This window comes from Corynebacterium sp. LaCa_23, assembly GCF_058182375.1.
This window is the reverse complement of record NZ_CP190825.1, coordinates 2,103,714-2,128,952: the sequence shown is the minus strand read 5'-3', so window position 1 is coordinate 2,128,952 and position 25,239 is coordinate 2,103,714. Positions and strand designations below refer to the sequence as shown.

General features: G+C 63.8%; 24 protein-coding genes and 1 tRNA gene. 11 read left to right on the top strand and 14 right to left on the bottom strand.

Annotated features, from left to right (window positions below; genetic code table 11):
- Positions 1-216: 216 nt before the first annotated feature.
- Together ACP8IT_RS10165 and ACP8IT_RS10160 are read left to right on the top strand one after the other, a co-directional pair.
- On the top strand, positions 217-3,093 hold the full coding sequence (locus ACP8IT_RS10165; RefSeq protein ID WP_490290028.1) for an ATP-dependent Clp protease ATP-binding subunit: 2,877 nt from the start codon (positions 217-219) through the stop codon (positions 3,091-3,093).
- Between the two features lie 214 nt (positions 3,094-3,307).
- Positions 3,308-3,478, top strand: coding sequence for a DUF4236 domain-containing protein (locus tag ACP8IT_RS10160; protein ID WP_081443674.1), 171 nt, complete (start codon positions 3,308-3,310; stop codon positions 3,476-3,478).
- Positions 3,479-3,518: 40 nt separating this feature from the next.
- On the opposite strand, the gene ACP8IT_RS10155 is transcribed toward ACP8IT_RS10160, so the two are convergent.
- Positions 3,519-4,373, bottom strand: coding sequence for an HhH-GPD family protein (locus ACP8IT_RS10155; RefSeq protein ID WP_490290027.1), 855 nt, complete (start codon positions 4,371-4,373; stop codon positions 3,519-3,521).
- A 35-nt stretch (positions 4,374-4,408) separates the two neighbouring features.
- Between ACP8IT_RS10155 and ACP8IT_RS10150 the strand changes: the two genes are divergently transcribed.
- Complete coding sequence (locus ACP8IT_RS10150) at positions 4,409-5,068, top strand: carbonic anhydrase (protein WP_023017962.1); 660 nt, start codon at positions 4,409-4,411, stop codon at positions 5,066-5,068.
- A gap of 10 nt (positions 5,069-5,078) precedes the next feature.
- Positions 5,079-5,795 (top strand): hypothetical protein, encoded by a 717-nt coding sequence (locus tag ACP8IT_RS10145; protein ID WP_490290026.1) that lies wholly within the window; start codon positions 5,079-5,081, stop codon positions 5,793-5,795.
- A gap of 159 nt (positions 5,796-5,954) precedes the next feature.
- Here ACP8IT_RS10145 and radA read toward each other — a convergent pair whose 3' ends face one another.
- Positions 5,955-7,319: a DNA repair protein RadA gene (gene radA / locus ACP8IT_RS10140; protein ID WP_490290025.1), complete on the bottom strand. Its 1,365-nt coding sequence runs from the start codon at positions 7,317-7,319 to the stop codon at positions 5,955-5,957.
- Between the two features lie 80 nt (positions 7,320-7,399).
- On the bottom strand, positions 7,400-7,999 hold the full coding sequence (locus ACP8IT_RS10135) for a hypothetical protein (RefSeq protein ID WP_490290024.1): 600 nt from the start codon (positions 7,997-7,999) through the stop codon (positions 7,400-7,402).
- Positions 8,000-8,191: 192 nt separating this feature from the next.
- Here ACP8IT_RS10135 and ACP8IT_RS10130 point away from each other — a divergent pair, with 192 nt between their 5' ends.
- Genes ACP8IT_RS10130 through rlmB form a run of 5 tightly spaced genes read left to right on the top strand, consistent with a single transcriptional unit; the run spans position 8,192 to position 12,451 of the window.
- The gene (locus ACP8IT_RS10130; RefSeq protein ID WP_005279544.1) at positions 8,192-8,776 is read left to right on the top strand and encodes a CarD family transcriptional regulator; all 585 of its coding nucleotides are present in this window, start codon (positions 8,192-8,194) and stop codon (positions 8,774-8,776) included.
- Complete coding sequence (gene ispD, locus ACP8IT_RS10125) at positions 8,748-9,473, top strand: 2-C-methyl-D-erythritol 4-phosphate cytidylyltransferase (protein ID WP_490290023.1); 726 nt, start codon at positions 8,748-8,750, stop codon at positions 9,471-9,473. The genes ACP8IT_RS10130 and ispD overlap by 29 nt, the downstream gene beginning before the upstream one ends.
- A complete protein-coding gene (gene ispF, locus ACP8IT_RS10120) occupies positions 9,466-9,954 on the top strand; it encodes a 2-C-methyl-D-erythritol 2,4-cyclodiphosphate synthase (protein WP_005279548.1) in 489 nt (162 codons plus the stop codon). Before ispD ends, ispF begins: the two co-directional genes overlap by 8 nt.
- Positions 9,955-9,985: 31 nt before the next feature.
- The gene (locus tag ACP8IT_RS10115) at positions 9,986-11,440 is read left to right on the top strand and encodes a cysteine--tRNA ligase (protein ID WP_490290022.1); all 1,455 of its coding nucleotides are present in this window, start codon (positions 9,986-9,988) and stop codon (positions 11,438-11,440) included.
- A 60-nt stretch (positions 11,441-11,500) separates the two neighbouring features.
- Positions 11,501-12,451, top strand: a complete 951-nt coding sequence (gene rlmB, locus ACP8IT_RS10110) for a 23S rRNA (guanosine(2251)-2'-O)-methyltransferase RlmB (RefSeq protein WP_284864571.1) — start codon at positions 11,501-11,503, stop codon at positions 12,449-12,451.
- Positions 12,452-12,637: 186 nt separating this feature from the next.
- Here rlmB and ACP8IT_RS10105 read toward each other — a convergent pair whose 3' ends face one another.
- The 5 genes from ACP8IT_RS10105 to ACP8IT_RS10085 form a co-directional block, all read right to left on the bottom strand.
- Positions 12,638-13,696 (bottom strand): HNH endonuclease signature motif containing protein, encoded by a 1,059-nt coding sequence (locus tag ACP8IT_RS10105; RefSeq protein ID WP_490290021.1) that lies wholly within the window; start codon positions 13,694-13,696, stop codon positions 12,638-12,640.
- 63 nt (positions 13,697-13,759) lie between these two features.
- Positions 13,760-14,596 carry a CE1 family esterase gene (locus ACP8IT_RS10100; RefSeq protein ID WP_490290020.1) on the bottom strand — a complete coding sequence of 279 codons (837 nt, stop codon included), beginning with the start codon at positions 14,594-14,596 and terminating at the stop codon, positions 13,760-13,762.
- 11 nt (positions 14,597-14,607) lie between these two features.
- The gene (locus ACP8IT_RS10095) at positions 14,608-15,507 is read right to left on the bottom strand and encodes a metal ABC transporter permease (RefSeq protein ID WP_023017953.1); all 900 of its coding nucleotides are present in this window, start codon (positions 15,505-15,507) and stop codon (positions 14,608-14,610) included.
- On the bottom strand, positions 15,500-16,201 hold the full coding sequence (locus tag ACP8IT_RS10090; RefSeq protein WP_490290019.1) for a metal ABC transporter ATP-binding protein: 702 nt from the start codon (positions 16,199-16,201) through the stop codon (positions 15,500-15,502). Before ACP8IT_RS10090 ends, ACP8IT_RS10095 begins: the two co-directional genes overlap by 8 nt.
- Positions 16,201-17,220: a metal ABC transporter solute-binding protein, Zn/Mn family gene (locus ACP8IT_RS10085; protein ID WP_490290018.1), complete on the bottom strand. Its 1,020-nt coding sequence runs from the start codon at positions 17,218-17,220 to the stop codon at positions 16,201-16,203. The genes ACP8IT_RS10090 and ACP8IT_RS10085 overlap by 1 nt, the downstream gene beginning before the upstream one ends.
- Positions 17,221-17,259: 39 nt before the next feature.
- Here ACP8IT_RS10085 and ACP8IT_RS10080 point away from each other — a divergent pair, with 39 nt between their 5' ends.
- Entirely contained in the window at positions 17,260-18,405 is a 1,146-nt protein-coding gene (locus ACP8IT_RS10080; protein WP_490290017.1) for a LacI family DNA-binding transcriptional regulator, read from the top strand.
- Here ACP8IT_RS10080 and otsB read toward each other — a convergent pair.
- From otsB to thrE, 5 genes are all read right to left on the bottom strand, one after another.
- Positions 18,377-19,135 carry a trehalose-phosphatase gene (gene otsB, locus ACP8IT_RS10075; RefSeq protein WP_490290016.1) on the bottom strand — a complete coding sequence of 253 codons (759 nt, stop codon included), beginning with the start codon at positions 19,133-19,135 and terminating at the stop codon, positions 18,377-18,379. The two genes, ACP8IT_RS10080 and otsB, sit on opposite strands and share 29 nt — an antisense overlap.
- An 11-nt stretch (positions 19,136-19,146) precedes the next feature.
- Complete coding sequence (locus tag ACP8IT_RS10070; RefSeq protein WP_237792353.1) at positions 19,147-19,665, bottom strand: META domain-containing protein; 519 nt, start codon at positions 19,663-19,665, stop codon at positions 19,147-19,149.
- Entirely contained in the window at positions 19,665-21,134 is a 1,470-nt protein-coding gene (locus ACP8IT_RS10065; RefSeq protein WP_490290015.1) for an alpha,alpha-trehalose-phosphate synthase (UDP-forming), read from the bottom strand. Before ACP8IT_RS10065 ends, ACP8IT_RS10070 begins: the two co-directional genes overlap by 1 nt.
- 14 nt (positions 21,135-21,148) lie before the next feature.
- Positions 21,149-21,505: a hypothetical protein gene (locus ACP8IT_RS10060; RefSeq protein WP_490290014.1), complete on the bottom strand. Its 357-nt coding sequence runs from the start codon at positions 21,503-21,505 to the stop codon at positions 21,149-21,151.
- Between the two features lie 62 nt (positions 21,506-21,567).
- Positions 21,568-23,298: a threonine/serine exporter ThrE gene (gene thrE / locus ACP8IT_RS10055; RefSeq protein ID WP_237799555.1), complete on the bottom strand. Its 1,731-nt coding sequence runs from the start codon at positions 23,296-23,298 to the stop codon at positions 21,568-21,570.
- Positions 23,299-23,450: 152 nt separating this feature from the next.
- On the opposite strand from thrE, the gene ACP8IT_RS10050 reads away from it, so the two are divergent.
- A tRNA-Thr gene (locus ACP8IT_RS10050) sits at positions 23,451-23,523 on the top strand.
- 68 nt (positions 23,524-23,591) lie between these two features.
- Here the strand turns inward: ACP8IT_RS10050 and ACP8IT_RS10045 are convergent.
- Positions 23,592-25,118, bottom strand: coding sequence for an MFS transporter (locus tag ACP8IT_RS10045; protein WP_490290013.1), 1,527 nt, complete (start codon positions 25,116-25,118; stop codon positions 23,592-23,594).
- Positions 25,119-25,239: the final 121 nt, after the last annotated feature.

Genomic DNA, 25,239 nt, shown 5'->3' with positions numbered 1-25,239 from the left:
GGCTGTTTTATTCCTTTGTATCTACGAGGCGACAGGGAGAATGAAGAAGATTCTAGGGCAAAAAGGCCCTGTTCGCTACCGGCGTACACCCATGTGAGCTGCGAGTATGGGCGGTTTGGGGCGTTTATAGGCCAATGGGGGCCAAAAAGAGGAAATCCTTTGGGGCGTGCGGCGTTACAGTGGGTACCACATTAGAAGCGAAAGTTTAGGGGAGTCATGTTCGAGAGGTTTACAGACCGTGCTCGTCGCGTCATCGTTTTGGCGCAAGAAGAAGCACGCATGCTTAACCACAACTACATCGGAACCGAGCACATCCTGCTCGGCCTTATCCACGAGGGAGAAGGTGTAGCCGCCAAGGCTCTAGAGTCCATGGGTATTTCCTTGGAGGACGTGCGCCGTGAGGTAGAAGAGATCATCGGCCAGGGCAGCCAGCCGCACACCGGCCACATTCCTTTTACCCCGCGCGCCAAGAAGGTCCTCGAGCTGTCCTTGCGCGAGGGCCTGCAGATGGGGCACAAGTATATCGGCACGGAGTTCCTCCTGCTCGGACTTATCCGTGAGGGTGACGGCGTTGCCGCACAGGTGCTGACGAAGCTCGGCGCGGATCTGCCGCGCGTGCGTCAGCAGGTTATCCAGCTGCTGTCCGGCTACGAGGGTGGCCAGCAAGAAGGCGGTGGCGACTCGAATCAGGCCCCAGGCCCCATCGGTGCGGGCGCAGGCTCCGGCGCCGGCGCTGGCGGACGCGGTGGTTCCGGCGGCTCGGGCGAGCGCTCCAACTCGCTCGTGCTGGACCAATTCGGCCGCAACCTCACCCAGGCGGCCAAGGACGGCAAGCTAGACCCCGTTGTTGGCCGCGAGTCTGAGGTTGAGCGCATCATGCAGGTGCTCTCGCGCCGCACGAAGAACAACCCGGTGCTCATCGGTGAGCCCGGCGTTGGTAAGACCGCCGTGGTAGAAGGCTTGGCGCTGGACATCGTCAACGGCAAGGTCCCAGAAACTCTTAAGGACAAGCAGCTGTACTCGCTTGACCTGGGTTCTTTGGTTGCCGGTTCCCGCTACCGCGGTGACTTTGAGGAACGCCTGAAGAAGGTTCTTAAGGAAATTAACCAGCGCGGCGACATCATCTTGTTCATCGACGAGATCCACACCCTCGTCGGTGCCGGTGCTGCCGAGGGCGCCATTGACGCTGCTTCGCTGCTCAAGCCCAAGCTGGCCCGCGGCGAGCTGCAGACCATCGGTGCTACTACCCTGGATGAGTACCGCAAGCACATCGAAAAGGATGCCGCGCTGGAGCGTCGTTTCCAGCCGGTGCAGGTCGATGAACCTTCGCTGGATGATACCTTCCTCATCCTGAAGGGTCTGCGCGATAAGTACGAGGCGCACCACCGCGTGTCCTACACCGATGAGGCGCTGCACGCCGCCGCGCAACTGGCGGACCGCTACATCAATGATCGTTTCTTGCCGGATAAGGCCGTCGACCTCCTCGATGAGGCAGGTGCCCGCATGCGCATCAAGCGCATGACCGCCCCGAAGGGCCTGCGCGAGGTCGATGACCGCATCGCCGAGGTCCGCCGGGAAAAGGAAGCGGCTATCGATGCCCAGGACTTCGAAAAGGCTGCTGGCCTGCGCGATGACGAGCGCAAGTTGGGCGAGGAGCGCTCCGAGAAGGAGAAGCAGTGGCGCTCCGGCGACCTGGAGGAAATCGCCGAGGTAGGCGAGGACCAAATCGCTGAGGTTCTGGCGCACTGGACCGGCATCCCCGTGCTGAAGCTGACGGAGAAGGAATCTTCCCGCCTGCTCAACATGGAAGAGGAGCTGCACAAGCGCATCATTGGCCAGGATGAGGCGGTCAAGTCCGTCTCCCGCGCCATCCGCCGCACCCGTGCGGGCCTCAAGGATCCGCGCCGTCCTTCCGGTTCCTTCATCTTCGCCGGCCCGTCCGGTGTGGGTAAGACCGAGCTGTCGAAGTCGCTGGCTAACTTCCTCTTCGGTTCGGATGATGACCTCATCCAGATCGATATGGGTGAGTTCCACGACCGCTTCACCGCCTCCCGCCTCTTCGGTGCTCCTCCGGGATACGTTGGCTACGAAGAGGGCGGCCAGCTGACCGAGAAGGTTCGCCGCAAGCCGTTCTCCGTGGTGCTTTTTGATGAGATCGAAAAGGCCCACAAGGAGATCTACAACACCTTGCTGCAGGTGCTGGAAGATGGCCGGCTCACCGATGGCCAGGGTCGCGTCGTCGACTTCAAGAACACCGTCCTCATCTTCACCTCGAACCTGGGTACCCAGGACATCTCGAAGCCGGTGGGCTTGGGCTTTACCGGCGCCAGCGAGAATGATTCGGACGCCCAGTACGAGCGCATGAAGGCCAAGGTCAACGACGAGCTGAAGAAGCACTTCCGCCCCGAGTTCCTGAACCGTATCGATGACGTCGTGGTCTTCCACCAGCTCACCCGCGAGCAGATCGTGCAGATGGTTAACCTGCTCATTGGCCGCGTGGGCACCCAGCTGGAGGAGCGCGATATGGGCATCGAGCTCACCGATAAGGCCCAGAACCTCCTGGCCCAGCGCGGCTTCGACCCGGTTCTTGGTGCTCGTCCGCTGCGTCGCACCATTCAGCGCGATATCGAGGACCAGCTCTCGGAGAAGATTCTCTTCGGCGAGATTGGCGCCGGCGAGATCATCTCGGTCGACGTCGAAGGCTGGGACGGCGAGTCCAAGGACGACTCCGGCGCTACCTTCACCTTCACCCCGCGCCCGAAGCCGCTGCCGGATGACATCGATGAGCCCTCGCTTGCCGATGCCTCCGTGCGCGACAACAACCCCTCCGAAGACGCCGCCGACGGTTCCGATTCGGATTCGGATTCCGACGGTGACAACGGCGACGGCAACGGCAACGGCGGCCCAGAGGGCGACGATCCGAAGGATGGTGGCCCAAAGGACGGCGGTTCCGGTTCCGACAACGACGGCATCGACACCAACGGCGAGCCAGACGTCATTTCCCCGGACGTGCCTTCGGAAAAGCCGGGCCTCGGCAACTCCGACGACGATGGCAAGAACCCGCCACCAGCAGGTGCTGGCCAGCCGATGTAACTAATCGGCCAAGCCCCGCCCCCGTGCGGGCCTGCATAAACCACCCACGGTTCCACCGCGAACCCTGGGTGGTTTTCGTATGCGCCCACCCATGGTCAATTTGCTCACCAACCGGGGCGGGGGGAATATCTCTGTTCGGCGGTATGGCGGTACAGCGGCCCGATGGTTCTGCGGCGCAGCGTCGTACACGGGGGTATTGCTAGAATGACCCGTTATGGGACTTCAATATCGTTCGCGCAAAAAGACCGGCAAGAATAGCTGGATAAACATTTCCGGATCCGGTGCCTCCATGTCCACGAAGATTGGGCCGGTGACCTTTAATTCTCGCGGCGGAATGTGGGTCAACCTCCCCGGCGGGCTGAACTTCCGCGGACGCTGGCGTTAGCGAGTCGCTGCGCTTTAACGCTGAAAGGCCCGCCGGGCGGTTAAACCGGCAGGTGGAAGAGGCCGGCGGAGTTTTGCTCGGCGAGGCCATCGTCAAGCAGCGAAGCCAAAGCGCGGGAACGCTGCGCGGCATCGGGCCAGACCACGTCGATAGCGGACTGCGGCACTGGGTGATCGGCGGCGCGCAGCACGTCCAGGATTTTGCCTCGCACCTGTCGGTCGGTCCCGGCAAATTTCTGCACGCGCTTTTTGGCGCGAGTTTGTTCCGCGGCGGAAGGCTCGGGGCACCCGGCGAGCTGCCAGGCACACGTCGCGCGCAGGGGGCAGCGCTTACAATCGGGATTTTTTGCAGTACACACCAGCGCGCCGAGTTCCATGAGCGCGGCAGAAAACCGCGGCCCGTTGCGCTCGGGCAAGAGGGCGGCCACAGCGGCGAGCTCGCGCTTGGAGGGCAACGGGGCGAGAAAGTTGCCGTCCTCGGCGCGGGCATAGACGCGGCGCACGTTGGTATCGACCACCGGCACATTCTGGCCAAAGTGAAAGCACGCCACGGCGCGGGCGGTGTAGTCGCCAATTCCAGGCAGCGCCAGCAGCTCATCTACGTCCGCCGGAACTTCGTCCATTACCCCCGCGCACTCCCAGAGCCGCAGCGCGCGCCGCGGGTAGCCGAGCTTGCCCCACGCGCGCAACACCTCGGCGCGGGAGGCCTGGGCAAAGTCCGCGGGGGTGGGCCAGCGCCGCATCCACTCCTCCCATACGGGGGCGACGCGCGCGACGGGGGTTTGCTGGCTCATGACCTCGGAAATCAGCACTCCCCAGGCGGAGGTGCCGGGGCGTCGCCAGGGCAAATCGCGTTCATTGGCGTCAAACCAGGAAAGAAGTGCGTGCGTATCCATCTCGCAGGACAGTCTAGGGCATTAAAATATACTTCATGCCATTAAGTAACGTTGCCCACGAGCCGCAGGCCGTCTGGGAGGCCCTCCAGGCCGGAAACCAGCGCGTCATCGACGGCACCATCATGGATCTCAACAAGATTTATGAGCGCGAGGGGCTCACCAAGGGCCAGGATCCCCGCGTGGTGGTCCTGGCTTGCTCGGATTCCCGCGCGCCCATCGAGCACATCTTCAATATCGGCTTTGGCGATGCCTTTGTCATCCGCACCGCCGGCCACATCCTCGACGCCTCCGTGCTGGCTTCCTTGGATTATGCGCTCGACCACCTGCACCCCAACCTGTTGGTGGTCCTGGGCCACCAGTCCTGCGGTGCGGTGGCGGCCGCGGTGGATTTTGTCCGCGGCGGCGAGCTGCCCATCGGCCTGCAGCGACCCATCATCGAGAAGGTCGCGACGTCCGCGTGGACTGCGGGGCCTGATGCCACGCTTGCCGATGTCGAGCGCCAACACACCCTCCAAACCGTCACCCAGGTCGTGGCCAGCATCCCTAATGTGCGCAAGCAGCTTGACGATGGCTCCTTCGGCATCGTCGGCGCCCGCTACCTCCTCGAGGACTCGCGCGTGGAGCCATTGTACTCTTACGGCGTTGAGTTGACACGCGGAGCGCGCTTAGCGGATCCTGGCGCGTCTACCACTTAAAATTGAGTGCGTGAACCAGAATAAGCCCCTTCCAGAAGAGATCTATAAGCGCCGCCGGGTTGCCGCGCTTATCATCGTGATCGTCCTGGCCGTGGTGCTAATCTGGGCGGCGGTGGCCGCCTTCGGCGGCGAAAGCGACGATTCCGTTGCCGCGTCCTCAGAGTCTTCGGCGGCAACCACGTCCGCAGAAACCACCAGCGAATCCTCCACCACGTCCGCGGATTCGACGAGCGAATCCGAGTCCGAGTCCGAATCCGATTCTGCCTCGGAGCCGGAAGCTAAGGATGGGGCATCGGAAAGCAAGGAGCCCGAGGAATCCGTGCACGCCGCGAAGGATACCTGCTCGCTAGAGGACTTGGAGGTGCGCACTTCAATGCTCAACTACTCCGTGCCGGACGGCGAACTGCCGAAGTTCTTCATGACCGTCACCAACCCCACTGCCGCGGATTGCAAGATCGACCTAGATGAGAACTCGCTGCGCTTCGAGGTCTACAAGATGACCGATAACCAGCGCGTGTGGTCCGATACCGATTGCTACGCCTCCGTGCAGACCGGTGAGCAGACCTTCCCCGCGGGCAAGGACCTGAAATTCGAGGCCGAATGGTCCCGCCAGGCGTCCGAACCGGGCAAGTGCACCGACCGCCCCACCGCCGAGCCGGGCGCCTACTTCGCCCACACGGTCATCGGCGATAATTCCTCCCCGCCGCAGGACTTCACCCTCCGCTAAGCGCGCGGCCTCCTTGCAGTCAGCCGCGCGGAACCAACCCGCTCGGAAGCAGCCCGGGCGGAAATAGGTCGCGCGGAAGTTTGCGCTGCTGGAGCGCCCGCCCCTCATCACCAGCAGGGCTAGAAAACGGCCACCGGTTACAGTTGGACTGCGGTTGGGCTACGGCTGGACCGCGGCGAGGGCCTCGCCGAGCGTCGCGACTTGCCGCACCTGCATGCCGTCCACGGGGTTGATTTCCCCGCGCGGAACAATCGCCCGCTTATATCCCAGCCGCGCCGCCTCCTGCAGGCGCCGCTCAACATTGGGCACCGGCCGCAGCTCGCCGGCTAGGCCGACCTCGCCGATGGCCACGGTCTTCGCCGGCAGCGGCTGCTCGTGCAGCGAGGACCACGTGGCCAGCGCCACCGCGAGGTCGGTGGCGGTTTCGGTAATCCGCATGCCGCCCACCGTGGCTACATACGCATCCTTGTCGTTCGTGCGCTGACCGGCGCGCGCCTGCAATACGGCCAGCACCATGGGCACGCGGTTGGCATCGAGCCCCGTGACCACGCGCCGCGGGTTCTTCGCCACGGGGTCGACGGTCAGCGCTTGGACCTCGGCAAGGATGGGCCGCACGCCGTCCATGGCGACGGTCACCGCGGAGCCATCCGGCGTCGTACCCCGGTGCGAAAGGAAGAGCCCCGACGGGTCCGCGACCTCCCGGATACCCCCGGCGGTTTGCTCGAAACAGCCCACCTCGTCGGTCGCGCCGAAGCGATTTTTCATCCCACGCAGCATGCGCAGGCTGGACTGGCGGTCGCCCTCGAAGTTTAAGACGACATCGACAAGATGCTCCAAAACCCGCGGTCCCGCCACGTTTCCGTCCTTGGTCACGTGCCCCACCAGCAGCACGGGGATGCCGGTGGATTTCGCCAGCGACGTCAGCGCCGCGGTCACGGCGCGCGATTGCGCGACGCCGCCGGGCACGCCTTCCACCCCCACTGCGTGCATGGTCTGCACGGAGTCCACGATGATGAGGCCGGGTTTGACGGCATCGACATGCCCAAAGACGGCGTCCAGGTTGGATTCGGCCGCGAGGTACAGCGATTCCTGCAGCGCCCCGGTGCGCTCGGCGCGGGCGCGGACCTGGCCGGCGGATTCCTCGGCGGTGGCGTAGAGGACGGTGCGGCCGAGCTGGGCCCAGCGGGAGGCGACCTCGAGAAGCAGCGTGGATTTGCCCACGCCGGGCTCGCCGGCCATGAGCACCACCGAGCCTGGCACGATGCCGGAACCCAGCACGCGGTCGAGCTCGCCGATGCCCGTGCGCACCGTCTTCGTTGCCTGCGCGCCCACCTGCGTGATGGGCTGCACCGGGCTCGCAGGCGCCACGCTCGCATGCCCCCCGCTTGCCGATGCCCCCGCCACCACCGGCGCCTTTTCCTCCATGGTCCCCCACGAACCGCAATCCGGGCAGCGCCCGAGCCACTTGGGGGAGACATAACCGCATTCGGAGCAGGTGTGGATGGGGCGAGATTTTTTGGCCATGATGTAGAGCCTAGAACGTGGCGGCCAAAACGACGAACGCGCCCGTACTCCGCAGAGTAGGGCGCGCGTGCGGTGGGCTATTAGTGGTGCGAGTGACCGGTGTTCGCGTCGGTGGTATAGCCCTCTGGGGATTCCACGTCGCGGTCGTACTTACCGGCCTCCATCTGGGAGGCGGCGACGGTGGCGTCGATCTCGATGGTGCCGTTGGAGAACTCGAAGGTTACCGGGCGGTGGCCGGCGTAGCCAAAGTCATCGTTATCCAGGTGGGTGGCCACGTACTGTACGGTCTCGGAATCGTGATCCGGGGTTGCGTCCAGGTTTTTCTGGGAGTCCGCCACGATGGAGTGATCGCGCTTGAGCGGCTGGGTTTGCTTCATCTCGACGGTCTGGCCGTCCACCTTCACGGACTTCAAGGTGATGACATCGGTTTCATAGCCCTGGTTGACGGCGTTGAACTTCAAAGCGGCGCCACCGTCTGGCTCGGCCAGGATGGTGACATCGCGGACGGCAATCTTATCGTCATCGGTGCTGGCAGAAGCACCATCAACCGCAGCTACCTTCTCTGCCGTTTGGGCGACGTGGCCTGCCGAGCAAGAAGCCAGCGCCAAAGCGGAGACGGCGGTAACGGAAATAATGGCACCGCGGCGGGCGGCGGACTTCAGGGACTGCACGTTGAGCATCCTCCATCAATTGCGATCTCAGGGCTTATCAAAACTTTAGCCTAGTCCCTTTTGATATAAAGTACACAGTTTCTCGCTAACCTAGCGGGTAGTCCGTGGGGGTAATCGGGGGCATCCGGTGGTAGGCATGTCGCGCGTGATAAAATGGCGGCCTTAGTTATCGGCATATTCACGGGATTATAAGGAGTGGCAATGGAATATAAGGTCGGCGAGGTCGTCGTCTACCCGCACCACGGCGCGGCGGTCATCGAGGATATCGAAACCCGCGAAATGGGCGGCGAAGAGCTGGAATACCTCGTGCTGCACATTAACCAATCCGATCTCGTCGTCCGCGTGCCCAAGAAGAATGCGGATAACGTCGGCGTGCGCGATGTCGTGGGCAAGGAGGGTCTGGAAAAGGTCTTCTCCGTGCTGCGCGATGAGGACGTGGAAGAAGCCGGCAACTGGTCCCGCCGCTACAAGGCCAACCAGGAGCGCCTGGCCTCCGGCGATATCAACAAGGTCGCAGAAGTAGTGCGCGATCTGTGGCGCCGCGACCAGGACCGCGGCCTGTCCGCCGGCGAGAAGCGCATGCTGGGCAAGGCCCGCACCATCTTGGTGGGCGAGCTGGCGCTGGCGCAGCCGGTCGATGATAAAAAGGCCGATACCATGATGGAAGAAATCGACGCCACCATCGAGCGCCACCGCGCCGCAGGTCTAGTCGATGACCAGTCCATTACCACCGATATCGACAACGACATCGATCTCGATGACCTCTCCTTCGACGACGAAGACTAAACCCCGCGTTATCGCCTTAATCGCCGCGGCCGGGCAAGGTACCCGCCTCGGCGCGGAGGTGCCCAAGGCCTACGTCGATCTGTACGGCCGCACCCTGCTGGAGCGATCCATACGCACCATGGCCAACTCCGGCCTCGTGGACGAGGTCATTGCGGTGGTGAGCCCGGCCATGGAGGGGGAAGCTGGGGACATCGTCAAGCGCGTGGGCGCAGATATCCCGGTGCGCCTCGTGCATGGCCGTGGCGAGCGCGCCGATTCAATTTGGGCCGGGCTGCAGGCAATTCCGGACGAGGATGCTGTGGTGCTCATCCATGATGCCGCCCGTGCGCTTACGCCCACCGCGATGGTCGAGCGCGTGGCGCGGCGCGTTCTTGCCGGTGCGCCCGCCGTCATTCCGGTGGTTCCCGTGACCGATACCATCAAGGAAGTTACCGGTAACGCCGTGGTTGGCACCCCCGATCGCGCCCGCCTGCGCGCCGTGCAGACCCCGCAGGGTTTCCGCCTCGCCGCGCTGCGCCAGGCCAACCTGGATTATTGGCGTGACCAGCCGGATTTCACCGCCACGGACGATGCCAGCCTCATGGAATGGCACGGCCAGCGCGTGGAGACCGTGCCGGGCGATATCCTCGCCTTCAAAATCACCACCCCCACGGACCTGACCCTGGCCCGCGCCCTTGCAGAGGAGCAGCATGACTGAGCCCATCATCCCCCGCGTCGGCATCGCGACCGACGCCCACCAGATTGAAGCCGGCAAGCCCTGCTGGATTGCCGGGCTGCTTTTCGATGACGCCCCCGGCTGCGAAGGCCACTCCGACGGCGACGTCGTAGCCCACGCGCTTGTCGATGCCCTCCTCTCCGCCTCCCACCTCGGCGATCTCGGCTCCTTCGTGGGGGTGGGCCGGCCCGAATACGATGGGGTCTCCGGCGCCCAGCTCCTGCGCGAGTGCCGCGAGCTGCTGGAAGCGGAAGGTTTTATCATCGGCAACGCCGCTGCCCAGCTCATTGGCCAGACACCGAAGATGGGCCCGCGCCGCGAGGAGGCTGAGGCCGTGCTTTCGGAAATCCTCGGCGCCGATGTGTCCATTTCCGCCACCACGACCGACCATTTGGGCTTTACCGGCCGCAAAGAGGGCCGCGCGGCGGTGGCAACGGCCGTTGTCTGGCGGCGTCAACACTAACCCCGCGCACGGGTGATTTAGACTGGGTGGCGTGAGTACTTTGCGCATTTTTGACACAGCCACCCGCAGCCAACGCGACTTCGAGCCGATTCGCCCCGGCCACGCCTCCATCTACTTGTGTGGCGCCACCCCGCAGGCGCAGCCGCACATCGGCCACCTGCGGTCCGGCGTGGCTTTCGACATCCTGCGCCGCTGGCTGCTCGCGCAAGGCTATGATGTCGCGCTCGTGCGCAATGTCACCGATATCGATGACAAGATTCTCACCAAGGCCGCCGAGAATAATCGCCCCTGGTGGGAGTGGGTGTCCACCTACGAGCGCGAGTTCACCAAGGCCTATAACCTGCTCGGCGTGCTCCCGCCGTCCGTGGAGCCGCGCGCGACGGGCTTTGTCACCCAGATGGTCGAGTACATGCAGCGGCTTATCGATGCCGGCTTTGCCTACCCCGTCCCCGCGCCTGCCCAAGACGCCGAAACCACCGCGCAGACCGATGGCGCATCGACCCCCGCCGATGCAGCCGGCTCCGTGTATTTTGACGTCGAGGCCTGGACCAAGGCGGAGGGATCCGACTACGGCGCGCTGTCTGGCAACCGCGTCGAGGAGATGGAACAGGGCGAGTCAGACAACGCGGGCAAGCGCAGCCCGCTGGACTTCGCCCTGTGGAAGGCCGCCAAGCCAGGCGAGCCGAGCTGGCCCACCCCGTGGGGCCGCGGCCGCCCGGGCTGGCACCTGGAGTGCTCTGCCATGTCGACGTACTACCTGGGCTCCAATTTCGATATCCACTGCGGCGGCTTGGACCTGCAATTCCCACACCACGAAAACGAGATCGCGCAATCGCACGCGGCCGGCGATAAGTTCGCCAATTACTGGATGCACAACCACTGGGTGACCATGGCCGGCGAGAAGATGTCGAAATCGCTCGGCAACGTGCTTTCCATCTCGAACATGCTGGAGCTCGTGCGCCCGGTAGAGCTGCGCTACTACCTGGGTTCTGCGCATTACCGCTCCGTGCTGGAATACTCCGAATCCGCCCTGACGGAGGCGGCGGCGGGCTACCGGCGGATTGAGGACTTCGTCAAGCGCTTTGCAGGCGTCGAACGAGGGGACTGGACGCCGGACTTCGAGGGCGCCATGAACGACGATATCGCCGTGCCCAAGGCGCTGGCCGCCATCCACACCACCGTGCGCGCGGGCAATAAGGACTTGGCGGCCGGGGACGAGGAGGCCGCTCGCGCGAAGGCCGCCCAGGTGCGCGGGATGGCGCACGTACTTGGATTTGACCCGCTGGAGTGGGAAGATGAAGGCGAAGCTAGCGGGGCAGACGCGGCGCTCGATGCGCTGGTCCAGGCAGAACTGGAACGGCGCACGCAGGCCCGCGCGGAAAAAGACTTCGCTACTGCCGATGCCGTGCGTGACCGCCTTACTGCCGCCGGCATCACCATTACCGATACCCCAGACGGCCCCACGTGGTCGTTGACCCAGCGCTAAGCAGTATTCTGCTGTTATTTCCGCTGGTTATTGAACGGTTTCCTCGAAAGGACTGAAACGATGGCACGAATCCATGGCCGCGGTGGCGCGGGCATCCGCAAGACGAATAAGAAGGGCGCTACCAAAGGCTCCGGCGGCCAACGACGCAAGGGCCTAGAAGGCAAGGGCCCCACCCCAAAGGCCGAGGACCGCGTCTACCACGCCAAGCACAAGGCGAAGCTGGAGCGCGAGCGCCGCAACTCTGGGCGTCACCAGAAAGAAACCGCAGAGATGGTGGTGGGCCGCAACCCGGTCATCGAGTGTTTGCACGCCAAGGTGCCGGCCACCACGCTTTACATCGCTGCCGGAACTCGCAATGATAAGCGGCTTTCCGAGGCCGTGTCCATGTGTAATACCCGCAATATCCCCATCATCGAGGTTCAGCGCCACGAGATGGACCGCATGACGGGAAATGGCATGCACCAGGGCATCGGCTTGCAGATTCCGCCGTACAAGTACGCCGCGGTGGAGGATTTGATTGCCAACGCCGCCGAGAACCCGCGCCCCGGCATGTTCGTCATCCTGGATAACATCACCGATCCGCGCAACCTGGGCGCCGTCATCCGTTCCGTGGCCGCTTTCGGCGGCGATGGCGTGATCATCCCGGAGCGCCGTTCGGCTTCTGTCACCGCGGTGGCCTGGCGCACCTCGGCTGGCACCGCGGCCCGCTTGCCGGTCGCCCGCGCAACGAATATCACCCGCACCGTGAAGGAATTCCAGAAAAACGGCTACCAGGTCGTCGGCCTCGATGCCGGCGGCGATCACACGCTGGATACCTATGAAGGCGGCACGGATCCCGTCGTCATCGTCATCGGCTCCGAGGGCAAGGGAATTTCGCGCTTGGTCAGCGAGACCTGCGATGTCCTCATGTCCATTCCCATGACCGGGTGGGTTGAGTCCCTCAACGCCTCCGTTGCCGCGGGCTCGGTGCTATCCGAGTTCGCGCGCCAACGCCGCGCCGCCGAAAAATAACCCATTCCCGCCGCGCCAGCTCGCCGCGACGGATAAGCGCCCCCCGCGTTCGGTGCTGGCAAAGTCGAGCGCGCAGAATCACCTCCACAGCCGCCGGTGCGGTTGTCGGCGCAGCTAGCGTCAAAGGCGCGCTAGGTCCTTTGCGGGCACCACCTTCTGAGTGCGAAACGTTGTGGGCCGCAACAATCAAGCGTTATCTGCCCAGGGTGGCAGCCATCGGATGGTTCCGTTGACCCGGGCTAAGTGCCCGCGCAGGGGCGGGGCGTTGGGATCATCGTCGTTCACGCCATTGTGGTACGGACAGGCGATGGTCAAGTTTCCCGGGTTAGTTTCGCCGCCATTTTTCCAGGCATTGAGGTGGTGAACCTGGCATTCATCGGCGGGATAATGGCACTCCGGCCATGGGCAGACCGGGTTTTCGGCCGCTGCCATCAGGCGTTGCTTTGCAGAAGCAAAGCGCGAGGTGCGGTAGAGGTTGACCGGACCTTCCACTGGATGAATGAGCGTGACGTATCCGTGCTCGGTAAACGCCCGTCGCACCAGTTCGGCGCCGGTCATCGTGGCGCCATTGGTCAGCTGGACCACGACATCGCCGTCAGAGTCAGAACCATGGGGAGAGTCAGGGCCAGAGTCAGCGCTGACGTCGGAGCCGAAATCGACGATGCGGTCGAGCTCATCGAGGCGAAGCACGACATTGGTTGTCACGCTGGGGCGGGCGGCGGCCTCGCCGTGGAAGATATTCTGCACGGAGGCAAGCGGGGCATCTTTATCAATCGCAGCGTGCATATCGGCGATATCGGCGGACGGGCCGGTAATGGACATGGTCCACGGGCCGTCGGCGCGGCGGTAAATCTTCACGCCGGGCTGGCGCTTAACGGGGCCTTTGAGCTCTTTGACGCGGGCGCGGCCCCGCTTATCAATATCCGAGACCTTCCCCTTCATCCCACACAATTCGCGCCGCAGCGCCCAGGCATCGCGCTTCTTCTTCAGCTTGGCGGCGTGGCGCTCGATGGTGAGCAAGGCCGTCAGGCTGTGCCCGTTGGCTCGGCTCGCGGCGATGGATTCGCGCTGCTGGCGGCGGAAGGCGGTGGTGCCGAAGTAGGTATCGGCAAGCGAGAGCAGGCGGGTGGCGGTGGTATCGGGGCACCCGGCCGCAATCAGCGCGCGCACAGACATGCCGTGGCAGTCGGCGATGATATCCATGCCGGGTGCCAGGCCCTTGAGAAATGTATGCAGCGCGTTCATGCCCCAGAGATTAAAGAGCCCCGCAAGCCCGCGCTAGCCGATGCCCCACCTCCCTGTGGACAACTACGCCTCCACGTCACCTAAGCCGAAAAATTCGCGGACTTTATCCACAGCATTGAAGGAATCCGTATTTGGCCCTATGCTCGCCGGCATTTCTTTGCTAGAGGGAATCACGTGCCCGAGGCCCTCCATGGTCCACAATTCCACGGGAAAGTCGCCGTCGTAGTAGGTGGACGTTATCCCGGGAATGGGCTGGCTTTCGCGGGGCGGGCGGCAGCCATTGGCGAGTGCGAAGTGTTCCGCGGTGGCGGGGGCAGAAAGCACACACCCGCGGGTTTGCTGCCCATCGATGGCGGCAAGCCCGCCATAATAGGGCGCAATCGGATCTTCGGTGCCGTGGATAAACAGCAGCGGGGTAGGCCGGTAGCCATCGGGGTGGGTGGGCGCGTGATTGGAACCCTCGCCCAAAGTGGAGGCGAAGACGCAGGCGCCGGTGAGGGTAAAGGGGGCATCGTAAAGCAGGCGCAGCACCATCTGCCCGCCATTGGAATAGCCGGCGGCGAAGGTGCGCGCGGTGGCGTACTCGCGCTGCATGGTCTCGATGAGGAAGGTGCTAAAGGCAACGTCGTCCACCCCGAGCTCGCGGGCGCGGACCGGCAGGTTGGCGCGGGTGTCGTTGAAGTGGTGGTCGATGCCGTCGGGGTAGACGATGAGGGTATTGGTGGCATCGGCAAGCGCGTCCACCGTGCCGTTGGTAAAGCGGCGGATGACGTTGGCGGACTGGTGGGAGCCGTGGAAAAACAGCAGCAGATCCGGCTGAGGCCCGAGGTGCTCGGGCTCGATGACGATGAAGCGGCGGGTGTGGCCAGCCACATCCGCGGTGCGGCGATGAATATGCATGCCCGCCGAGTTTAGTCGGCGTGGTGGGCCTCTGCGGCGCTGCGGTTATCGGCGTGGAAATGCTTGGCCGCTACCTCATCGCGGATAGCGCGCTTGCCCTGCCGCCAGCCGATGAACCGGCATACCAGGTAGATCACAAAAGAAATGGTGGTCACGAAGACGGAGACCGGCAGGCCTGGCGCGAGGGAGAGGATGAAACCGCCAACGGCGGAGACCTCGGCGAAGATGGTGGACCACAGCACCGCGCGCAGGGGCGAGGAGGTGATCTGTACGGCCGCCGCGCCGGGGGTGATAAGCAGCGCCATGACGAGCAGTGAGCCGACGATTTGCACCGACTGCGCTGCGGCGAGGCCGACGAGGACGGCGAAGGCGACGGAGATGGCGCGGGTGGGAACGCCGGCGGCGCGGGCCATATCAGGATCGGCGGAGGCGAAAAGCATGGGCCGCCAGAGGAAGCCGACGGCGGCGACGATGATGACCGTGGTGGCGGCCAGCAGCCACACCGAGGCGGAGGATACGCCGACGATTTGGCCGGTCAGAAGGGTCATAGCCGTATTGGAATTGCCGGGGTAGAGGTGCAAAAACAGCACCGAAAGGCCCAAGCCAAAGCTCATGACGACGCCGATGGCGCTGTCTTGCTGGCCCTTAAAGCCCAGCATGGCCAGGATGATGGCGGCGACGATGGCGCCGGCGACCGCGCCAAAGCCCAGGTTGAGGCCGAAGAGCAGCGCCGCGGAGGCACCCATGAGAGCCAGTTCAGAGGTGGCGTGGACGGAAAAGGACATCTGGCGCAGTACGATGAGCGAGGTCATCACGCCAGACAGGATGCCCAGCAGCGCGGAGGCGATGAGCGAAGATTGAACGAAATCCACGCTGAGCAAGTATTGGGTATCTTCCCAGAAATTAGACAACGATGAGCCTCCCGTCGACGTTTAAGACATTGACCTTGGAACCGTACAGCTCCGAGAGGACCTCGGAACGCATGACCTCATCGACCGAGCCGAAGGTGTGGCCGTTGGGCGCGATGTAGAGAACCTTATCCGTCACCCCGAGCACGGGGTTGATGCCGTGGGTGACAAAGACGATGGAGGTCCCGCGCTCGCGGCGCAGCGAGTCCAGCTTGTTAACCGTGGCGTTTTGCCGGGCGGGGTCGAGGGAGAGGAGGGGCTCATCGGCAAGAATGAGGTCTGGGTCATTGGCCAGGGCTTGGGCCTGGCGGATGAGCTGCTGCTGGCCGCCGGATAGCTGGCCGACGCGCCGGTCCCGCAGCCCCGTGGCACCCACCTCTTCCAACAGCTCGTCCACCCGTCCACGGGGTGGGTGCCGGTGCCGAAATACCCCGTGCGCCACGGAGAGCGAAACCAAGTCGCGGGCGCGCAGGGGAAGATCAGCGGGGAACATGCGCTGCTGGGGGATGAACCCGACCCGGCAGTTGACGTCGACGCGGCCGCCGGTAAGCGTGCGGGTGCCGAGGATGGTGCCCAGCAGGGTGGACTTGCCCACGCCATTGGGGCCCAAAACGGCGATAAACTCGCCGCGGTCCACGGCGAGATTAAGCTGTGACCACAGTGGATCCACTGCGGCCTCATGGAATTCAACGAGCACTAGTGCTTCCCCAGCTTGCTCGTGACTTCGTCGTAGTATTCCCAGAACTTCTTGCCGTCCGGCGGGGTCTCGCCGATTTCTACGATATCGACGTCGTTGTCCTCTGCGGCGGACTTGATGCGGCTTGCGGTATCGGTTTCGGTCTGGGGGTTGAAGATTAGGAGATCGACCTCGCCATCGTCAATGGCCTTGATGAAGGCGGCGACATCGGCAGTAGCGGGCTCGCCCTCAGAAATGGTGGCCTTGCGGTAGCCCTCTGGAGTGACGTCCTTGGCGTCGGTGTACTTCATGAGGTAATCGGCGATGGGTTCGGTCTGCGCGTAATTCAGGCCATCTGGAAGCTCGTTGAGCTTATCGCGCAGCTGGTCCACGTGGGAGTCGATCTTTTCGGTGGTGGCGCCGGCATTGGAGTATTCCTCGTTGATCTGGTCAGCGATGGAACCGGCGACTTCCTCCAAGGCGGCGGGGTCGTACCAGATGTGCTCGTTGCCCTCGATATTGGTGACCTTGTCCGGGTCATCCTTGGCGGTGGCCTTCGCGGCGTCGATGGTCATGACATCGGGGTCCTCGTCCAGCTTGCCGTGGTCCGTCAGCGGCAGAGCGGAGATGATGTTGTCTTGATCAGAAACGGCCTGGTAAATCCAGGCATCGTAGCCGCCGCCGTTGACCACGAGCATGTCGGCGTCGTTGGCCTTGGCTACATCGGCCGCAGTGGGCTCGAAGTGGTGGGGGTCGGTGTCGTTGCCTTTCACGATGGGCTTTACCTCGATGTCGACGCCGGAGGCGGTATCGGCCACGGCCTGGGCAACATCGGCCCAGATGGAGGTGGAGGCGACGATGGAAAGCTTCTTTTCGCCGGAGTCGCCGGAGCCAGAGTCGGAGCCGGAGCCGGAATCGGAGGAGCACGCGGCGGTGAAAAGGAGGCCACTTGCTGCGAGTAGGGCTGTTGTTGCGCGTAGTGACGTGTGCATACCCTCCAGTGTGCGTTTGCTGGCAATCGTTGTCAATTGAACATGCATTGAAAATCGGGTGGTGGGGCGCAGGGTAAGGTAACAGGCATGGTTAAACGCAGCCCCACCCGGAAGACACTGGCCTCCCTCGCCGCGGAGTTGGGGGTTTCGCGTACAACCGTATCCAATGCCTATAGCCGCCCTGACCAGCTCTCCCCGGCAACGCGCGAGCGCATTTTGGCCGCGGCCAAGGCGCGCGGGTACCCGGGGCCCGATCCCACGGCGCGCAGCCTGCGCACCCGCCGCGCCGGGTCGGTAGGCGTGCTGCTAACCGAGCACCTGTCCTACGCCTTCGAGGACATGGCGTCGGTGGATTTCTTGGCGGGCATGGCGGAGGCATCGGCAGGCGCGCAGACCACGCTGACGCTGATTCCCGCAGGCCCGGAAGGCGAGGCGGAGGCGACCAGCCTGGTGGGTTCGGCCGCGGTCGATGGCTTCGTGGTCTATTCGGTTGCCGCGGGCGATGCCTACCTCGCGGCCGCGCGGGGCCGGGGCCTGCCGCTGGTGGTCTGCGATCAGCCCACCGATGCGGGGCTGCCGTTCGTGGGCATTGATGATCGCGCGGCAATTGCCCCGGCGGCGCGTGCGCTTGTCGATGCCGGGCACCGCCACATCGGCATCCTCGCCATCCGCCTGCGCCTGCAGCGCCACGACGGCCCGATTTCCTGGCAGGAAGTCCAGGATGCGGAGATGCACGTGCAGCGCTCGCGGGTGATGGGTGCGCTCGACGTCTTCGCCGAGGCTGGTATCGCGCCCGAGTCCGTGCCCGTGGTCACGCAGCACATTAACGATGCCCATACCACCCGCGCCGCCGCCGAGCTCCTGCTCGAGGCGCACCCGGAGCTGACGGCCGTGTTGTGCACGACCGACTCCATGGCGCTCGGCGTGCTGGCCTATGCCCGCGAGCGCGGGCTGAGCGTGCCAGAAGATTTATCAGTGACCGGCTTTGACGGCATCGATGCGGCGCAGCGCCTCGACCTAGCCACCGTCATCCAGCCCAATAAGGCCAAGGGGGCTGCGGCCGGGCACATGCTGGAAAAGCTCATCGCCGGCGCGACAGATACGGCGGGCGCGGCCCGCGCGAAAGCGGGAGCCCAAGGCGCTGACGAGGCGCAGGCGGTGCCGCGGCGGGTGTTGCAGACGCGGTTCGCGCCGGGGAAGTCGGTTACTGCACCGCGGCCGCGCGGGCGGTAGCGAGCTCGGTGAGGAAATGGGCGACGGCGTCGACATCGGCAAGCTGCACGGCGGCGATGGAATCGCCTTCGCCCACCTTGACGCCCACGTCTGGCGGCTGGTGGAGGGCGCGGAAGCCGTCTTCATCGGTGACGTCATCGCCCAAGAAGACCATGGCGGTGGCGCCGGTGCGCTCGCGGAGGGCCTCAAGCCACGTGCCCTTGGTAGCGGTGGTGGCGGAAAACTCGATGACGGACTTGCCGGCGGTGCGAGGGAAACCGGCGGTATCGAGCGCCAAGCCCGCCTCATAGGCGGCCGCGGCCTGTTCTGGGTTCTCCAGCTCGAGCGAGCGCAGGTGCAGCACGCGCTGGAAGGGCTTGACCTCGAGTTCCGCGCCGGGGAAGCGGTCTATGATGCCGCGGATTTCTTCCTCCTTGCGCGCAAGGTGCTCGTGCATGGCGGGGGTGAGCTCGGTCTGCTGCCAGGAGGATTCGGCGCCGTGGGAGCCGCCGAAGAGGACGGGGTGGCGCAGGGGGCACACGCGCTGGAGGCCCTCGAGGTGGCGCCCGGACAGCACCGCGGCCGTGGTGCGCGGCAGGTGGGCCAATTGGTCGAGGGCGCGGGCGGCATCGGCATTGATTTCCACGTCATAAATGGCGGTGGCAAACGGAGATAGCGTGCCGTCAAAATCAGAGACCACGGCGAGCTCTTCTGCCGCGGCTAGGGCCTTAATGGTGGTAGAAAGCGTCATAGCCTCACATGCTACCCGCGGGAGACTAGCTTGATGGAGGGTGAATCTACCTCATCGGTATCCAGCTCCAGGATGAGCTGGTTATTGCTGTTGACGGTGTAGATAAAATCATTATCCGAGCTAATCAGGTTGCGCAGCAGGTTATCGGCCCATACGGAACCGCCCTCGCAGTCCTCATCGGTGTCGTCGTACTTGACCTCATCGAAGTGCAGCTTGTTGCCATCGCGGATATTTTCGCGCTCGTCATCGGCGGTGTAGCTCAGCCGGGCCGCAAGGCGGGTGCAGCCGGTGGTGCCCACCATGGTGGATTCGCCGAAGCTAAATTCCGGCGCGTGGGGAATCGACTCCGGGATGGTGGATGCCGCATCCGGCGCGATATTGATGGAGACGACCTGCCACTGCTTGTCCACAATCCGGTCATCGCCCGCAGGCTGCGGGGCGTCGTCCTCGGATCCGCAGGCGGTAAGCAGCGTAACGGCGCCCAGCGCGGCCGCTGCAGCGGCGCGTGCGCGGGGGTGGGAAGGAAGCATTAGGAGTCCTTTCCGTGCGGGTCGGTAGCTTGCGAAGCGGTTTCGGTCCGGGTAGTACGCAGGCAGCCCAAAAAGGACTGCGACCACAGCCGCACATCGTGGCTCATGACCTGTTCGTGCATGGTGAACATGCGCTGGGTCATGGTGAAGGGGGCATCGGAAAGCGCCCGCACGGCGTTGAGCAGGGCGCGTTTGACGGATTCGATGTCGAAGGGATTGCACAGGTAGGCCTCATCGAGCTCCGCGGCGGCGCCGGCGAATTCCGAGAGCACCAGGGCGCCGGAACCGTCATCATGGCAGGCCACGAACTCCTTGGCCACGAGGTTCATGCCGTCCTTAAAGGGTGTGACCAGCATGATATCGGCCATGCGGTAGTAACAGCGCAGCACGTCCTTGGGCACGCCGCGGTGCTGGTAGTGCACCACGGGGTGGCCCATGCGGGAAAAGCGGCCATTGATGCGGCCGACGGCCTCCTCGACCTGGGAGCGAGTGGCCTTGTAGTGGTCGAGGCGCTCGCGCGAGGGTGTGGCCAGCTGCACCAAGGTGACCTCCTCCGGATCCAGGGCGCCGGTTTCCAAGAGCTCCTCGAAGGCGGTCAGGCGCTGTAAGATGCCCTTGGTGTAATCGAGGCGATCCACGCCCAAAATGATGCGCTTGGGGCTGCCCAAATCCTTGCGCAATTGGGCCACGCGGCGTTTATCCTCGTCGCTAAATTGGCCGAAATCCTGCGCAGCGATGGAAATGGGGAACGCGCCCACGCCTACGGTGCGGCCGCCGGGGAGGCGGATATGGGCGGTGACATCGCGGGTGGTGGCCTCCCCGCGCACCTCGAGGCCCTGGCGGTGGGCCAATTCCAAGAAATTGCGGGCATTGGCCTCCAAGTGGAAGCCGATGAGATCGGCGCCCAAGATGCCGCGCACCGTTTCCTCGCGCCAGGGCAGCTGCCGGAAGAGATCGGGGGAGGGGAACGGGATGTGCAGGAAGAACCCGATAGTGAGATCGGGGCGCATTTGCCGCAGGATGCCCGGCAATAATTGCAGCTGATAGTCCTGCACCCAGACCGTCGCGCCTTCTGCAGCCACGTGGGCTACCTCGTCCGCGAAGCGGAGGTTGACCTCGCGGTAGGCATCCCACCAGTCGCGGTCATAGGTTGGGGTGACGATGAGATCGTGGTAGAGCGGCCACAGCGTGGCATTGGAAAAGCCCTCGTAAAAGGCCTCAAAATCGGATTCGCTAAGCCTGACCGGGTGCAATAACACCCCGGCCTCGGTGCGGAAGGGCTCGGGCGCGGCATCGGCGACGCCGGGCCACCCCACCCAGCAGCCCTGGTGCGCTTCCAGCACCGGCGAGAGCGCGGTGACCAGGCCGCCGGGCGAGGGCGTCCACGCCTGGCGGCCATCGGCCGCGGTAGTTAAATCTACCGGCAGGCGGTTTGCCACTACTACGAAGTCATTGCCGCGCTCACTCATAGCCCAAGACTAGCTTAAGACTTCTTGGTCGACTTCTTCGTTGCTTTCTTCGTCGACTTCTTGGTGGACTTTTTCGCCGCCTTGGTGGTCTTCTTGGTCGACTTTTTAGTGGACTTCTTTGAAGCCTTGGAGGTCGACTTCTTGGTGGCCTTCTTCGTCGACTTCTTTGGCGCGGCATCGGCCTGTTCTGCCAATACCTTCTTGTGTACCAGGCCCTTGGGCTCGACACCCAGCATGGACATCAAGGTCACGCCGCCCAAGAAGTCTTGGGAGTAGGTAGCCACCACGCGGCGGGCGGCGCGGGCAGTTTCCTCTGCCAGGGCAATATCTTGTTCTGCCTGTGGGTGCGTGTCTTGGACCTTGGGTGGCACGGCGAGTCCTCCTGAATGTTGGGAAAGCTATCAGGCTAAATATTGTACGCTACCGGCGGCGTCTAGGGCTCCTTGGGTTCCTCCCCGCCGGGCTTGGTGTGATCGGATTCCTCCGGCGCGGGCGATTTCTGGCCGGGCACCGTGTAGGTGGTGCGCTCGGTATCCTGCGGCTGGGCCGGCCACTGGGAGCCCGCCGGCCACAACTCCTCCGCGGGAGTGGTGCCTGGGGCGTGCTGCTGGGGCTGTGCCTGTTGCGGTGGCTTTGGCCCCAGCGTGGGTGGCAATTCGGGGCGGTTAACGCGCGGGGCGAAAGGGGACATCGGCACGCGCGGGATGCGCGGGGCCTTGCGCGCCAGGTTCGTTGCCTTGTGGAAGGAGAACCGGCCGATGCGCTTGAACGCGGAGTACGGGCGGAAGTACTTCGGGCGGCGCAGACGGCGGGCGACGCGTTCGCCAAAGACGACGCCGGCTGCCAGCGCGCCGGAGATGGCCAGCGCGGTAGCCAGGTTGGTAAAGCCGGTAATCATCTGCTCATTGATGGAGGCGTACATGCCGCGGTACAGCATGAGGCCCGGCAGCATGGGCGTATAGCCCACGATCATCGTAATGAGTGGCGGGATGCCCCACCGGCGGGACATCAAGCCGCCGGCTAGGCCCACCACGATGGCGGATATGCCGGAGGCAATCACCGGGCCGACGCCGAAGGGCACGACCACGAAGTAGTAGAAGACCATACCGGCGGCCGCCGTGAGGCCTGAGAGGGTAATTTCTATCCAATTAGCCCCGCAGGCCAGCGCGAATGCGGCCGAACCCGTGCCGCCGAGGAGCACCAGGAGGGGAATCTTGTGATAAACCGGCGGTGCCAAGGTGCCCATTGGCGGCAGGTCAAAGCCCATGGCGGAGGCCAGCTGGATGCCCACACCCACGCCGGCGATGATCGCGCCCGTTGATAACAGGGCAGAGAAAAAACGCGCGGAAGAGGTGACGGGGGAGCGGGTGATGCCATCGACAAGCGATTGCACCAGCGTCAGCCCCGCCACCAGCACGATGATTCCGGACGCAATGATCTGAGCCGGCGACATATTAATGCCGAAGGCGGCGGCAACGTTATACAAAATCGCGGCCGGAAAGACGGCCAAGAAGCCGCCGACGACGTTCTGGTAAAAGGGCGGCAGGCGGTAATTGGCCAGCCAGTCATTAAGCCCCATAATCAGCGCTGAGACCACGAAGGCAATGAGGCCGACGAGGAGATCGCCGCCGAGCATCATGGAAATCAGGCCACCCATGCCGCCCCAGCCGAGCATCACCGTGGACGGCTTATACGGCGCTGGCATGCGATCGATGTCATCCAGGCGCTTTTCCGCCATCGCGGGCGGGACCTTACCGGAGTGGATATCGCGGATGAGCCGGTCTACTTCCGAAAGCTTGGAAAAGTTCACGCCCACATCCGGCACCACGCGAAAGACGTGGAGGTTCTGGCGCTTATCGCCCGTGCCGATCGCGGTGTGGATGGTGATGGTATTCATCAAGATATCCACGTGGCAGTAGTGCAAACCGTACGACGACGCCGCCAGGTGCACCTGCGCGCGGGCATCCGAGTTGGCGGATCCTGCGCTAATGAGCAGCTCGCCGATGCGCGCGGCAATCTCCATCACGCCCGTGACCTGAGCAGCATCGGTCAGATCGACCGGGGCGAGTGGCGATGGTGGGGGTGCGGCTTTGGCCGCGTCAATGATGGCGACTTGGCCTGCGGATACGCGCAGGCGCTCCCGCATAGCGGACAGTAGTGACACGAAAATAACCCTCGAAAAAGCGGTGGGACACTAGTAATAATTTCAGCCTGAACTTTAACCCTTGTGGGGCGCAAATGCATACAAGGGGGACCGGCTTTCCACTTGGGCGAGGTCCTCGGGTACCATGCAACGAGCGGAAGAAATTCCGCGGTGCTGGAGTGGCGCAATTGGTAGCGCAACGCACTTGTAATGCGTAGGTTGCGAGTTCAAGTCTCGTCTCCAGCTCAAAAAATTACCCCCTAGCTGCACAAACAGTTAGGGGGTAAAAGTTTACAAGTCAGCCAGGTGGCTATTTATCCGCTACTTTGCGCTGACAGCGCCCCGGACTTCGGGTTATCGCGGAAGCACCAGGCGGTCAGTGCTGCGAAGACTAGGGCCAGGCAGGCAAGCCCGCCGACGGTGAGGAAATACGCGGAGTCATACGCCGCGGCGGCGGTGTCGTGCGTGGCGGGCGATAGGAGGGCGTCGGTGCCTTGCGGGGCGAGGGCATCGGGAAGCTTGTGCGTCATCAGTAGTGGCACGAGGGAGCCGGTAATGGCGATGGAGAGCAGCGTGCCGAATTCGTAGGAGACGGCTTCCACGCCAGAGGCCATGCCCGCGCGGTGGGAGGGGGCGGCATTGATGATGGCGGTGGAAGAAACGGACATCGAGGAGCCGGCGCCTAAGCCGGTGAGGATGAGGCCGGTAATAAAGACCGCGAGGTTATCGGCGCGGTCGGCCCAGATGATGCCCAGCATGCCGATGCCCATGCTGAGGAAACCGCCGCTGATAATGGGCAAAAAGCCCACGCGGTGCAAGACGCTGCCGCCCACAATGGCGGTGGGGATCGCCGCAACCGCCATGGCGGAGATGAAAAGGCCGGCGTCGAGGGGTGAGAGAACATCGACAAGCTGCAGCTTTTGGGTGGTAAGCAATTCAAGCCCCGTAAGGCCAAACATGGCGCCACCGGCGGTGAGCACGCCGCCGGTAAAGGTGGGCGAGTAGAAGATGTCAAAGGTCAAAAGCGGATCACTAAGCCGGGTTTGCCGGTGGGCAAAGGCTGCGGCGCCGAGCAAGAAAGCGGCAATGGAACAGACCAGCAGCGCGACATTGATTTGGGTGGCCGCCGCCGTTTTGATGGCCAGGACCAGGCTGGACAGGGTGATTAGCGCATAGAACGAGGAGGGGAAATCCCAGTGCTTGTGCGGGTTCGGTAGGTTGGGCGGGCCAAGGAGGAAGGTAAGGATAATGGCGATGGCCACGATGGGCACGTTGATCAAAAAGACCGAGCCCCACCAGAAATGCTCTAAGAGGAATCCGCCCACGGTGGGCCCTGCGGCAGCGCCCACGACGGCGACAGAACTCCAGATACCGATGGCTTTATTGCGCTCTACCTCATTGGGAAAGGTCAGGCGGATAAGCGCCAGGGTAGAAGGCAGCATGATGGCAGCACCCAGGCCCAACAAGGCGCGGCCGGAAATGAGCAACCAGGCATTCGGCGAATAAGCTGCCACGAGGGACGCGGTGCCGAAGGTGGCCAGGCCAATGAGGAACATCAGGCGGTGGCCAATGCGATCGCCCAAGGTGCCGGTGCCAAGGAGCAAGCCCGATAGAACCAGCGTATAGGCGTTGATGATCCACAATTGCTGCATGTCAGTGGCGTGTAGCTGCTGTGTGAGCTGCGGCAGCGCCGTATAAAGGATGGAATTATCCAAGCCCACCATGAGTAGACCCAGGGACACCACGGCAAAGAAGGACCACCGCTGCGCCGGGGTGGAAGAGGATTCCGCGGCCGCGCGGTGCGGGGGCTTAGTGGCGGTAGCAGGTGACTCGATGCTCATCGCTAGAAACCGTAGCGAAGCGGTGTGTGATATTTCAGGTTAGTATTGCCTTCCTCACAAGTAGGCGGGTGGTGTGAGTATGTAGGAATAGCTGGACTTTCCTGCATGTTTAGTAGCACAG